Annotated in this window: 12 protein-coding genes; 8 read left to right on the top strand and 4 right to left on the bottom strand. The window is 57.5% G+C overall.

The features are described from left to right. Window positions 1–211: 211 nt before the first annotated feature. On the bottom strand, window positions 212–892 hold the full coding sequence (locus BWI95_RS08755) for an autotransporter domain-containing protein (RefSeq protein ID WP_054802691.1): 681 nt from the start codon (window positions 890–892) through the stop codon (window positions 212–214). A 147-nt stretch (window positions 893–1,039) separates the two neighbouring features. On the opposite strand from BWI95_RS08755, the gene tag reads away from it, so the two are divergent. After that, a complete protein-coding gene (tag, locus tag BWI95_RS08750) occupies window positions 1,040–1,621 on the top strand; it encodes a DNA-3-methyladenine glycosylase I (RefSeq protein WP_076769345.1) in 582 nt (193 codons plus the stop codon). Further along, the gene (locus BWI95_RS08745) at window positions 1,599–2,045 is read left to right on the top strand and encodes an N-acetyltransferase (RefSeq protein ID WP_076769344.1); all 447 of its coding nucleotides are present in this window, start codon (window positions 1,599–1,601) and stop codon (window positions 2,043–2,045) included. Before tag ends, BWI95_RS08745 begins: the two co-directional genes overlap by 23 nt. Here BWI95_RS08745 and BWI95_RS08740 read toward each other — a convergent pair. Continuing rightward, window positions 2,008–4,287: a molybdopterin guanine dinucleotide-containing S/N-oxide reductase gene (locus BWI95_RS08740; protein WP_054802742.1), complete on the bottom strand. Its 2,280-nt coding sequence runs from the start codon at window positions 4,285–4,287 to the stop codon at window positions 2,008–2,010. The genes BWI95_RS08745 and BWI95_RS08740 overlap by 38 nt on opposite strands. Before the next feature lie 243 nt (window positions 4,288–4,530). On the opposite strand from BWI95_RS08740, the gene BWI95_RS08735 reads away from it, so the two are divergent. The 5 genes from BWI95_RS08735 to ghrB all read left to right on the top strand — a co-directional run bounded on the left by BWI95_RS08735 (window position 4,531) and on the right by ghrB (window position 9,700). After that, complete coding sequence (locus BWI95_RS08735; RefSeq protein ID WP_076769342.1) at window positions 4,531–5,547, top strand: LacI family DNA-binding transcriptional regulator; 1,017 nt, start codon at window positions 4,531–4,533, stop codon at window positions 5,545–5,547. Window positions 5,548–5,661: 114 nt separating this feature from the next. Next, on the top strand, window positions 5,662–6,423 hold the full coding sequence (locus BWI95_RS08730) for a sugar phosphate isomerase/epimerase family protein (RefSeq protein WP_054802692.1): 762 nt from the start codon (window positions 5,662–5,664) through the stop codon (window positions 6,421–6,423). Continuing rightward, window positions 6,416–7,357 carry a sugar kinase gene (locus tag BWI95_RS08725; RefSeq protein WP_054802693.1) on the top strand — a complete coding sequence of 314 codons (942 nt, stop codon included), beginning with the start codon at window positions 6,416–6,418 and terminating at the stop codon, window positions 7,355–7,357. The genes BWI95_RS08730 and BWI95_RS08725 overlap by 8 nt, the downstream gene beginning before the upstream one ends. Before the next feature lie 79 nt (window positions 7,358–7,436). Further along, window positions 7,437–8,729, top strand: coding sequence for an MFS transporter (locus BWI95_RS08720; protein ID WP_054802694.1), 1,293 nt, complete (start codon window positions 7,437–7,439; stop codon window positions 8,727–8,729). Then, window positions 8,726–9,700, top strand: a complete 975-nt coding sequence (gene ghrB / locus BWI95_RS08715; protein ID WP_054802695.1) for a glyoxylate/hydroxypyruvate reductase GhrB — start codon at window positions 8,726–8,728, stop codon at window positions 9,698–9,700. Before BWI95_RS08720 ends, ghrB begins: the two co-directional genes overlap by 4 nt. Before the next feature lie 67 nt (window positions 9,701–9,767). Here ghrB and BWI95_RS08710 read toward each other — a convergent pair whose 3' ends face one another. Together BWI95_RS08710 and BWI95_RS08705 are read right to left on the bottom strand one after the other, a co-directional pair. Next, entirely contained in the window at window positions 9,768–10,169 is a 402-nt protein-coding gene (locus BWI95_RS08710) for a hypothetical protein (RefSeq protein WP_054802696.1), read from the bottom strand. A 252-nt stretch (window positions 10,170–10,421) separates the two neighbouring features. Further along, window positions 10,422–11,132: a DUF3053 domain-containing protein gene (locus BWI95_RS08705; RefSeq protein WP_042718608.1), complete on the bottom strand. Its 711-nt coding sequence runs from the start codon at window positions 11,130–11,132 to the stop codon at window positions 10,422–10,424. Window positions 11,133–11,522: 390 nt separating this feature from the next. Here BWI95_RS08705 and BWI95_RS08700 point away from each other — a divergent pair, with 390 nt between their 5' ends. Then, entirely contained in the window at window positions 11,523–11,816 is a 294-nt protein-coding gene (locus BWI95_RS08700; protein WP_042718609.1) for an HTH-type transcriptional regulator, read from the top strand. The last annotated feature ends 6 nt before the right edge of the window (window positions 11,817–11,822 follow it).

The raw sequence follows: 11,822 nt of genomic DNA, 5'->3' as shown, positions 1-11,822 counted from the left end.
ATTCACTGCCGACAACCATAACGAAGCGCATTTCATGCCTGGGTAAAAAAGGCATGAAATGCAGCGAGAGAGGAATGAAATGCCGCTAAGCGGGAATGAATGACCGCGCGAAATATCACTGCGGCGAATACTAAGTGTGAGTTAGTACATACTATCAATACAAAACGCGCCGCCATTGTTTCCAGAGTGTAAAAAGATTGTTTTAATCGAGCTAAAAACGGGCGCTGACTCCCATGCTGTAGAGGTAGTTTTGCCCCCAGGTCTCGTTTTCCGATTGCGACATTGAAGCGTAGGCCGCGAGGTGCGGGTTGAGCAGCATATCGGCCCCCAGCGTCACATCCATCCAGTTACCGTACTGGTTGGCGGCGGTAAGGCGATAGAGACCCGACTGGCTCTTCCAGACGTTTTCGCCAAACTGCTGGTTGACGCTAATTTGCGCCCACGGACGCAGATCGCCAAAGCGGCTATCAATGCGCCAGCCCAGCGAACTGACGCTGGCGTGCCACAGCGGATCGCTGTACTGCACGTTGGTCGCGCTGTCGCCGAATTCGTTATACATTGAGGTCGTTGAGCCATCGTAGTGCCACACCGCCACCGGGCCGGTGGTGACTTGACTTGAGAGCGGAATATTCCAGCCAAGGCTCATGGTGCTAATCGTATCGAGCGGCGACGTGTCGGGGAGATTAATGGCCAGCCCCGGCGAGTTTTGCGTCGAACGAATGCGCTCTTCAAGGATATCGTTATAACGGGGTTGCCGTTCGCTATCCCAGCGATAGCGTCCATCGGTGTCATCAGCACCGACATACTCTTGCTGCCACGCCGCCGCCGTCTGAGTAAAAAGCAGACAGGCAGGCAGCAGCGACATCATCAGGCCACTGCGGGTTGTTTTCATTATTTTACGACTCCAGAGAAGAGCCGAACTCGGCGTAATTGTTATCGTTGTTAGAACGGGCAAAAGCCCTGTAATAAATATTGTCTTTCTGAGGTTTACGTCAAGGCAGGACGACGTTTATTTTTCCTTCACAAACGGAGTACGGATATGCAGCGTTGTGGTTGGGTTACCCAGGACCCGCTCTATCTTGATTACCATGATAACGAGTGGGGCGTGGCGCAAAGGGACGGTAAAAAGCTGTTCGAGATGATCTGCCTCGAAGGGCAGCAGGCGGGCCTGTCGTGGATTACGGTGTTGAAAAAGCGGGAGAATTACCGTCACGCCTTCCATAACTTTGACCCGCAGCGCGTCGCCGCCATGACGGCGCAGGATGTCGATAATTTACTGCAAAACGCCGGGATTATTCGCCATCGTGGCAAGATTGAAGCGATTATTGGCAATGCCCGCGCCTACCTGGCGATGGAAGCCAACGGCGAGCCATTTTCAGATTTTATCTGGGGGTTCGTCGATAACCAGCCACAGATCGCGCACGCCGCCCTGCTCGCAGAAATCCCCGCCTCAACGCCCGTCTCCGACGCCTTATCAAAAGCGCTGAAAAAACGCGGCTTCAAATTTGTTGGTTCAACTATCTGTTATGCCTTTATGCAGGCCTGCGGTCTGGTTAATGACCACGTTGTCGGCTGCATCTGTTACCCGGGAGGAACGCATGATTCGCGTATGGAACAGTGAAGATTTAACCCCGCTGCTGGCGCTGTGGCTGGAGAGCACCACCCTCGCCCACCCCTTTATTAAGGCCAGCTACTGGCAGGAGAGCGAAGCGCTGGTGCGCGACGCCTACCTTCCATCGGCGAAAACCTGGGTGGTTGAGCAGGAGGGAGAGTTGCAGGGGTTTGTCAGCGTGATGGATGAGCAGTTTATCGGCGCGCTGTTTGTGCGCCCGCAGGCGTTTGGCCAGGGGTTCGGAAAAGCGCTGATTAACCATGTTAAACAGCACTTTCCCCGCTTAAGCCTTGAGGTTTACCAGCAGAATGAGCGGGCGGTGAACTTCTACCATGCGCAGGGCTTTACCATTACCGAAAGCGCATGGCAGGAGGAGACCGGTCATCCGACGTGGATCATGAGCTGGCAGGCGGATCAAACGCCGTCAGCGTAAGCGCCGGGCCGCGATACTTCTCAACCCACGCCAGCGCCGTATTTCCCGCGCAGCCATTGCCCAGCCGCGAGCTGGGCAGATCTTTGGTCAGCACATTCACCGCGCCGTTTTTACACAGCCCGTCCGCCGTTGGCTCAAGATCCGGCCATGCCCCTTCATGAATACAGATCACGCCAGGCTTAATGCCGCTGCTCACCACCGCGCCCGCCAGCACCTGCCCGCGCTGGTTCCACACCCGCACCACATCGCCCGGCGCAATCCCGCGCGCCTGCGCATCCAGCGGATGGAGCGTAATTGGCTCGCGCCCGGCAACCGCATACTCCTCGCGCAGACGGGTAAAGTTGAGCTGGCTGTGCAGGCGGTGTGCCGGATGCGCAGAGAGCACCTGCAGCTGCTCCGGTTCGGCATTGCCATGCCACTCATCCGGCTCCAGCCATGTCGGATGCGGCGGGCAGTCGGCATAGCCAAAGCTTTTAATGCGCTCAGAGAAGATTTCGATTTTACCGCTCGGCGTTTTCAGCGGGTGCGCCTGCGGATCGCGACAGAAATCGGCGTAACGCACAAAGCGCGCGTTCTGCTCGCTCTGCGGCATCTCAATCAGCTGGTTTGCCTGCCAGAACTCAGCAAATGGCGGCAGCGTCACCTGCTGGCTCGCCCCGCGCTCGCCGGCGATGGTGTAGAAGGTCTCCAGCCACTGCAGATCGCTCTTCCCTTCGGTAAAGCGTTCGCGCCCGCCCGCTTCCCAGCGCTCGCTTAAGTCAGCGAATACCTCAAAGTCATCGCGCGCCTCAAACTGCGGCGGCACGACGCGCTGCATCGGCACCAGGTGCTGGTTGCTGTAATCCCCGGTCATCGTCAGATCGTTACGCTCAAACGAGGTGGTAGCGGGCAGCACGATATCGGCGTGTTTCGCCGCAGCCGTCCAGAAACACTCGGAGATCACCACCAGTTCCGGCTTCTGCCAGGCGCGGATCAGGCGATTGGTATCCTGGTGATGGGTAAAATTGGCGCCGCCCGCCCACCAGACAAAGCGGATATCCGGGAAGTGTCCGTTTATGCCGTTATGTTGATAAGGCGCGCCGGGGTTCTCCAGCGCTTCAACGATGCGCGCGACGGGGAATTTATGTACTGCGTCGGTACCGCCTTTGACCAGCCCCTGCATTGAAGCGAGCACCGCCGCGCGGCGTGTCGGGTTACCGCCGTTGGCAAAGTGATAAGAGAGGCCAAACCCGCCGCCCGGCGTGCCGATCTGCCCAAGCATCGCCGCCAGCGTTACCAGCATCCAGTGTTTTTGCTCGCCAAACTGCTGGCGCTGCATCCCCCAGCCTGCCATCAACATGGTGGTGTTTTTATGGAAAACTTCCGCCAGTTCGCGGATTTTAGCCGCTTCAATGCCGCAGATACCTGCCGCCCACTCCGCCGTTTTCGCCACGCCATCGCTTTCGCCGGTGAGGTAGGCGGCAAAAATCTCGTAGCCCACGGTGCAACGGGAGAGAAAATCATTATCCTGCCAGCCGTTCTCCACCAGCGTATGGGCAATGCCGAGCATCAGCGCCACGTCGGTGCCCATATGCGGCGCGATCCACTCAGCGCGGTCACCGAGGAAATCGACGGTCTCCGATCGCATCGGATCGATACAGATCACCCGCTTGCCGCTGTTGCGCAGCGCATCAAAGTAAGGAATGCCCTGCTCATCCGAGGCGTTCCAGGCGATCTTCAGGGTGTTTAGCGGGTTGGCGCTCCACAGCACCACCACGTCGCTGTGCTCAAGGATCAGCGGCCAGCTGGTCTGCTGCTGGTAAACTTCGTTGCCGCCCACCACGTGCGGCATAATCGCCTGCGCGGCACCGGTGGAGTAATCCCCGAGATGACCGGTATAGCCGCCCGCAAGGCTCATATAGCGCTGTAACAGCGTGGCGGCTTTGTGCAGCACGCCGTTGGAGCGCCAGCCGTAGGAACCCGCAAAGATTGATGACGGGCCATAGCTGTCACGAATACGTTTGTGCTGCTGATGGATCAGATCCAGTGCCTGATCCCAGCTGACGCGCACAAACTCATCCTGCCCGCGCACGCCCTGCGGGCTGTCGGGCGAGGCGAGAAAGCCTTTGCGCACCATCGGGTAGCGCACACGCGTCGGGCTGTGTACCTGCTCCTGCACCACGCTTTGCAGCGAGTTGGGGAAAGGCGTCGGCAGCGCGCCGCGTGAGGCGAGCACCTTTTCACCGTCGGTGTCGACCAGCATCGGGCCCCAGTGGGCCGCCGTAAGAACTGTTTTGATAGCAGAGTTTGCCAAAGCGCGCTCCTGAATAGCTTGCAGGTGGTGTCGGATGTGTTGTTTGCGCTCTATCATCCACGGCGGGGCGCGTTTGGCAAAGAATTAAACGTCATTACCGCCGCGCGCCGGGTGATAAGCGCAGGTTAGTGCTTGATTGCCCGCGATTTCGCGCTAAGGTGTGGGCAACCAGTTACGGCGAGGGAAGCAACAATGGCGAAAACGACGCGCCCAACCATCAGCGATGTGGCGAAAGCGGCCAACACCGGCAAAACCAGTATTTCACGCTATCTCAACGGTGAAAAACATCTGCTTTCCGATGCCCTGCTGGCGCGCATTGAGCAGGCCATCGCCACACTCGATTACCGCCCAAGCCTGATGGCTCGCGGTCTTAAGCGCGGGCGCACCCGGCTTATCGGGCTGATTATCGCCGATATCACCAACCCCTACTCCGTGCACGTGCTGAGCGGCATCGAAGCCGCCTGCCGCGAAAAGGGGTTTACGCCGCTGGTCTGTAACACCAATAACGAAGTCGATCAGGAGCTGCACTACCTTGATCTGCTGCGCAGCTACCAGGTGGAAGGGATTGTGGTGAACGCCGTGGGCATGCGCGAAGAGGGGCTAAACCGCCTGCAACAATCCTCCCTGCCGATGGTGCTGATTGACCGCAAAATCCCCGATTTCGCCTGCGATGTCGTCGGGCTGGATAACACCCAGGCCGCCACCACCGCCACTGAACACCTTATCGAGCAGGGTTTTGAAGCCCTGCTGTTCCTCAGCGAACCGCTTGGCACCGTCAACACCCGCCGCGAACGCCTGCACGCCTTTCACTCCACCCTTGCCCGCTACCCCGGCGTGGTGGCGGAAGATGCGGAAGTGGTGCTGCACGAAGCGGCGCAGCTGGATAACACGCTGCGCCAGTTCCATGCCCGCCACCGCGGCATGCGCAAAGCGGTGATCTCCGCCAACGGCGCATTGACCCTGCAGGTGGCGCGATCGCTAAAGCGTATTGGCCTGAACTGGGGCAGCGATATCGGCCTGCTCGGCTTTGATGAACTGGAGTGGGCAGAGCTGGCAGGCGTCGGCATTACCACCCTCAAACAGCCCACCTGGCAGATCGGTTTTGCCGCCGTCGAGCAGGTGGTGCGACGCATTGAGGGCCACAGCGACACGGTGCACGAGCGGGTTTTCTCCGGCGAACTGATCGTGCGCGGCTCCACGTCGCGTTAATTCTCCCCTTCGTGATGCCGATCATAAATTCGACACAGTGAACTTTTCTTTGGAACCGGTTCCATCTAGCGTTAATGGAAGCTAATCACCCTGCCGTTATCGGGGAACCGGAAGATGGAAAGAAAAATTATTGTTGTTACCGCCGCCTATGGTCATGACCAGGTGGCGGCGCTGGGCGGCCAGGTCGGCACGCTGCCGATCATTGCCGATGCCGGTGCCGACGGCGTGGAGATTCGTCGCGAACTGCTGAACGACGAAGAGTTATCGCATCTGCCCTCGCTGGCCTTCGCCATCGATATGCATAACCTGCTGGTCTGCTACTCCGCCCCGGAGCCGCTCTGCCTGCAAGATGGCACATTAAACCCGCGCCTGCCCGCCCTGCTGGACGAAGCCTGCACGCTAAAAGCGCTGTGGCTCAAAGTCTCACTAGGGCATTTCAAAGATAACGCCGTGCTGGAGACTCTGCGCGGCTGGCTGGCGGCAAGCGATGTGCCGCTGGTGGTGGAAAACGATCAAACTGAGTGCGGCAAGCTCGCGCCAATGCTGCGCTTTAAAGCCGCCTGTCACACCGCGCACCTCCCCGTCACGCTCACTTTTGATACCGGCAACTGGCTGTGGGTTGGCGATGAGCCGGAAGAGGCCGCGCGCCAGCTCGCGCCCGCCGTCAGTTATGTGCACGTTAAAGCCGTTGAGCGCGCAGGCGATAAACACCGCGCAACACCACCGAATGCCGAAAACCCGCGCTGGCTGGCGCTGCTCGATGCACTGCCCGGTGATGTACCGCGCGGCATCGAGTTTCCGCTTGAGGGCGACGATTTGACTGCCGTAACCCGCCACTATGTCTCTCTGCTGCGTAAGGAGTTCAGCCATGCATAACGCGCTGGATGTCATCACCCTTGGCGAAGCGATGGCGATGTTTGTCGCCACCGAAACCGGCGATCTCGCCGAGGCCGGGCACTTTATCAAACGTGCGGCCGGTGCCGAGTTAAATGTCGCTACCGGCCTTGCGCGGCTGGGGTTGAAAGTGAGCTGGGTCAGCCGCGTCGGCGATGACAGCTTTGGCCGCTTTATCCTCAATACGTTGCGCAAAGAGGGGATTGATACCTCTGGCGTGACGCTGGATACCCGCTACCCGACCGGCTTTCAGCTGAAATCGAAATGCGATGATGGAACCGATCCCATTGTGGAGTATTTCCGCAAGGGTTCCGCAGCCAGCCACCTTTCGCCGGAGGATTTCAACGCCGCGCTGTTCAGTGATGCGCGCCATCTGCACATGAGCGGCGTGGCGGCGGCGATCTCCACCACCTCTTACGCGCTCCTGGAGCACGCGGCGAAGGCGATGAAATCGCAGGGCAAAACCCTGTCGTTTGATCCCAACCTGCGCCCGGTGCTGTGGAAGAGCGAAGCGGAGATGGTCGAGAAGCTCAACGCGCTCGCCTTCCAGGCGGACTGGGTGCTGCCGGGGCTGAAAGAGGGCGTGATTCTTACTGGTCAGCAGACGCCGGAAGGGATTGCTGATTTCTATCTGCAACGCGGCGTGAAGGCGGTAATTATCAAAACCGGCCCTGACGGCGCGTGGTTTAAAACCGCCGAGGGCGAACAGGGGGCGGTTGCGCCGGTTATTGTCGAGAACGTCGTCGATACCGTTGGCGCAGGCGATGGTTTTGCCGTCGGGGTGATCAGCGCCCTGCTGGAAGGAAAAACGCTGCACGATGCGGTGCGCCGGGGCAATGCCATCGGTGCGCGGGCGATTCAGGTGCCCGGCGACAGCGAAGGATTGCCAACCCGCGCGGAGCTGGGCGCGCTGTAAGCGCCCGTTTCGCCGATACTCAAACCGCCTGTACCCTACATGACAGGTGGAAAATAACCTCAACCATAGAGGCAACCTTATGAGCAACGCCACCAACTCAGCCAAACGCTGGCTCTATATCATGCCGATTGTGTTTATCACCTACAGTCTGGCCTACCTCGATCGCGCGAACTTCAGCTTCGCCTCCGCGGCCGGGATTAACGAAGATCTCGGCATCACCAAAGGCGTCTCTTCGCTGCTGGGCGCGCTCTTCTTTCTCGGCTACTTCTTCTTCCAGATCCCCGGCGCGGTCTACGCCGAACGGCGCAGCGTGCGCAAGCTGATCTTTATCTGCCTGATTTTGTGGGGTGCCTGTGCGTCCCTGACCGGCGTGGTGAGCAATATCCCAATGCTGGCCGCCATCCGCTTTATCCTCGGCGTGGTGGAAGCGGCGGTGATGCCAGCGATGCTGATTTACATCAGTAACTGGTTTACCAAATCGGAGCGCTCGCGGGCGAATACCTTTTTAATCCTCGGCAACCCGGTCACGGTGCTGTGGATGTCGGTGGTCTCCGGCTACCTGATCCAGTCTTTCGGCTGGCGCGAGATGTTTATCATCGAAGGCGTGCCAGCGGTGATCTGGGCCTTCTGCTGGTGGGTGCTGGTAAAAGATAAACCGACCGAAGCGAAGTGGCTGAGCGAAGATGAGAAGCGCGCGCTGCAAACACAGCTTGATAAAGAGCAGCAGGGCATTAAAGCGGTTCGTAACTACAGCGAAGCCTTCCGCTCGCGTAACGTGGTGCTGCTCTGCCTGCAATATTTCGCCTGGAGCATCGGCGTGTATGGCTTTGTGCTGTGGCTGCCGTCGATTATCCGCAGTGGTGGCGACAACCTTGGCATGGTGGAAGTGGGCTGGCTCTCTTCCGTACCTTACCTGGCGGCGACCATTGCCATGATCCTCGCCTCCTGGGCCTCCGATAAGCTGCAAAACCGCAAACTCTTTGTCTGGCCGCTGCTGCTGATTGGCGCGTTCGCCTTTATCGGCTCGTGGGCAGTGGGCGCGAACCACTTCTGGATCTCCTACACCCTGCTGGTGATTGCCGGGGCGGCGATGTACGCGCCGTATGGCCCCTTCTTCGCGATTATCCCGGAGATGCTGCCGCGTAATGTGGCGGGCGGCGCAATGGCGTTAATCAACAGCATGGGCGCGCTCGGCTCGTTCTGCGGCTCGTGGTTTGTCGGCTACCTCAACGGCGCGACCGGCAGCCCGTCTGCTTCGTACATATTTATGGGGGTGGCACTTTTCGCCTCTGTATGGCTTACTTTAATTGTTAAGCCTGCTAACAATAAGCAGATTCCGGCAGGCGCACCGTCACAAGGGAGAACCGCATGAAGCCATCTATCATCCTGTACAAAGCCTTGCCCGATGATCTGCTCGCACGACTAGAGACGCACTTTACCGTGACCCAGGTTGCCAACCTGAAACCAGAAACGGTGCAGCAACACGCTGAAGCGTTTGCCAACGCGCAGGGGCTGTTAGGCTCCAGCCAGACGGTGGACAGCGCGCTGCTGGAGAAGATGCCGCAACTGCGTGCTACCTCGACCATCTCGGTAGGCTATGACAACTTTGATGTGGATGCGCTGAACGCGCGCAAGATTGCCCTGATGCACACGCCAACCGTGCTGACCGAAACCGTGGCAGACACCATTATGGCGCTGGTGCTAAGCAGCGCACGCCGGGTGGTGGATGTGGCTGAGCGCGTTAAAGCGGGCGAATGGACCAAGAGCATTGGACCGGACTGGTTCGGCATTGATGTACACCATAAAACGATGGGCATTGTCGGTATGGGGCGCATTGGCCTGGCGCTGGCGCAGCGCGCGCACTGTGGCTTCGGTATGCCGATCCTTTACCACGCCCGCCGCCAGCACGCCGAAGCGGAAGAGCGCTTTCAGGCGCGTCATTGCGATCTGGAAACGGTTTTGCAAGAGTCCGATTTTGTCTGTGTCGTGCTGCCGCTCACTGAAGAGACGCAGCATCTAATCGGCAAAGCGCAGTTCGCGATGATGAAAAAATCCGCCATCTTTATTAATGCCGGGCGCGGTCCGGTAGTGGATGAAGCGGCGCTGATTGAGGCGCTGCAAAACGGCGAAATCCACGCCGCCGGGCTGGATGTGTTTGAGCAGGAGCCGCTGCCAGCGGACTCACCGCTGCTGTCGCTGCCCAACGTCGTGGCACTGCCGCATATCGGTTCTGCGACCCATGAGACGCGCTATAACATGGCGGCCTGCGCGGTCGATAACCTGATTGATGCGCTCAATGGCAAGGTGGAGCAGAACTGCGTTAACCCCCAGGTCGTCCGCTAAGGTCAATTGGGCAATAAAAAATGAGGCGATCCTGTCGCCTCTTTTTTATGCCTGCATCCGCTTACTGCTACGGTAAATCGACAGCCTCTTGCCCCTCGGGATCGACAATGTTTTCAACGGCAGTTTTTGGAGGGTTAAGACTGTATTTGAGCACTACAGACGCGCCCTTCTTGATGAGCTTCACTTGCGATACCGGTATCACGCCCGCGGCTTTCAGTACCGTTTTTTCCCCGCTGATAATGCATTCCAGCGTGAACAGGTAGAAGTAGTCAAAATTATGCATGACGCTCAGCTGCTTCCACTCAACAACAGAGGCAGCGGTCACTTCACCTTGCCATTTTCCTCTGCTGTTCCACTGCCTGATTAGCGTGTTCTCTTCTTTATTTACTTTTATTCCTTTTAAGGAATAAAAGATGTTTATTCCAACGAGTATCCATGGAACAAAATGTAAGTATTTGGTTATCTCCACTGATAAATAACCTCTACGTTGAAATCTAACCGCGTTCATGGGTAAAGGCGATGGGCTGGCTCAGCCATTTACGGCGACTTGTTTGCGAAGATTCACTGTGACAGATGAATATAGAGGAAAAAGCGCTGACATAGCTTCCTCGTCTGCCTGAAGAGGAGCGGAACGGCCATTAACAGGCCGTTCCTTTCAGGCGCGGATGGTACAGGTGTCGCGCCAGCCATTAGCAACCGCGCTTCACCGTAACCTTATTACTTATTTCATTCCTGAGACGGTTGCCGTCCAGGCCTGGGTAAATGCCTGATGCTGCGCCGCCAGCGGCCCAATCAGCGCGTTATACTGGCTGGCCTGCTCGGAGGTCGGGAACTGAATGCCGTTCGCCGTAAAGCTCACCTGCGTGCCCTGCTGCGCGATAAAGTCGCCAACCTGCACCAGCTGCTGGGTGAAGACCTGCGCCGCCGGGATCAGCGGTTGCAGCGCGTTAGCCGGGTTGGTCACCACTTTGGTGTAAACCTGGTCATAGACCGGTTTCAGATCGTCTGCCTGCTTGAGCGCGGCATGGGAGGCATCGGCCTGCATTTTCGCGTTCTGCAGCTGCTGGCTCAGCACGCCGAGCGAACCGTTGGCCTGGCGAAGCGGCTCGCGCTGCGTCATATAATCCTGCGGCACGCGGATGGCGTTAACGCTATCAACGACCGGGCGCAGACCGGAATCCATCGCCTGGTTCACCTGCTGGGAATAGCCATAGATAACCGCATAATCAGAGACAAACGGGCCGAACTGTTTTTTCTGATCCGCCGTCAGCGCCGGCAGACGTTCGCTGCTGCGCATTGCCGTATTCTGCAGGAAATCGATAAACGCTTTACGTTGATCGCCTTCTTTATCAAAACACCCACTCAGGCTTACCACCATTAATAGCGCCGCAAGAGACGCAAACCAGCGAGAGCAGGACTGTCCTGTCGCCATTTTATTACTCCTTTCACCCATAAAACCGCTTCTCGGCACACGCGTGCCCAACGGCCTACAAGGATAGTCCAGGTCAGCCTCGCAAGATACCCCTTCATTACACACAAAAGCGTGCGGATCCGTTTTGGCACGATATTTTCCGTGATCGCGGTCAGATTATTCTTAATCCAAATTTTTGCTGACGATTTACAAATTTATACCGAGCAAAATCGCTCTCTTATTAATCAATCAATTAAACAAAACTTAAGCGGCAGAAGGTGCATTTTCAGCACATCTACCCCGCTTACAACGTAAATAATCACTGGCGAAATCATACGCCAGGTTTTTTTCCGACTACTCTTATCAGGCTGTATCACGATATCCGCTGTGTGATTTTATGAGGAGTGCTCAATGGAGTACAAAGACCCGATGTTTGAACTGATGAGCAGTCTCGAACAGATCGTATTTAAGAAAGATGTTGCGCAGACGGGAACCCTGAGCAAGAAGCCGAATTCCTTTAGTGACTTTGAACAATTGCGACGTGGAACCGGTCTGAAGATTGACGACTTCGCTCGTGCGATGGGAGTGTCAGTCTCAATGGTGCATGAGTGGGAATCACAACGTATAACCCCCACCGCCACCGAGATGAAACTGATGCGCCTGATTCATTCGAATCCGATGCTCAGCAAGCAGCTTATTGACTAAGCCGCA

The sequence above is a fragment of the Kosakonia cowanii JCM 10956 = DSM 18146 genome, from assembly GCF_001975225.1.
Taxonomy (GTDB): Bacteria; Pseudomonadota; Gammaproteobacteria; order Enterobacterales; family Enterobacteriaceae; genus Kosakonia; species Kosakonia cowanii.
Note: the sequence above shows the minus strand (reverse complement) of the source record. Positions and strands in the feature narration are given on the sequence as shown.

Bases quoted from the DNA above. Each gene is read 5' to 3' on its own strand.
- BWI95_RS08755 (WP_054802691.1), bottom strand. From the start codon at position 892: ATGAAAACAACCCGCAGTGGCCTGATGATGTCGCTGCTGCCTGCCTGT.
- tag (WP_076769345.1), top strand. From the start codon at position 1,040: ATGCAGCGTTGTGGTTGGGTTACCCAGGACCCGCTCTATCTTGATTAC.
- BWI95_RS08745 (WP_076769344.1), top strand. From the start codon at position 1,599: ATGATTCGCGTATGGAACAGTGAAGATTTAACCCCGCTGCTGGCGCTG.
- BWI95_RS08740 (WP_054802742.1), bottom strand. From the start codon at position 4,287: ATGCTGGTCGACACCGACGGTGAAAAGGTGCTCGCCTCACGCGGCGCG.
- BWI95_RS08735 (WP_076769342.1), top strand. From the start codon at position 4,531: ATGGCGAAAACGACGCGCCCAACCATCAGCGATGTGGCGAAAGCGGCC.
- BWI95_RS08730 (WP_054802692.1), top strand. From the start codon at position 5,662: ATGGAAAGAAAAATTATTGTTGTTACCGCCGCCTATGGTCATGACCAG.
- BWI95_RS08725 (WP_054802693.1), top strand. From the start codon at position 6,416: ATGCATAACGCGCTGGATGTCATCACCCTTGGCGAAGCGATGGCGATG.
- BWI95_RS08720 (WP_054802694.1), top strand. From the start codon at position 7,437: ATGAGCAACGCCACCAACTCAGCCAAACGCTGGCTCTATATCATGCCG.
- ghrB (WP_054802695.1), top strand. From the start codon at position 8,726: ATGAAGCCATCTATCATCCTGTACAAAGCCTTGCCCGATGATCTGCTC.
- BWI95_RS08705 (WP_042718608.1), bottom strand. From the start codon at position 11,132: ATGGCGACAGGACAGTCCTGCTCTCGCTGGTTTGCGTCTCTTGCGGCG.
- BWI95_RS08700 (WP_042718609.1), top strand. From the start codon at position 11,523: ATGGAGTACAAAGACCCGATGTTTGAACTGATGAGCAGTCTCGAACAG.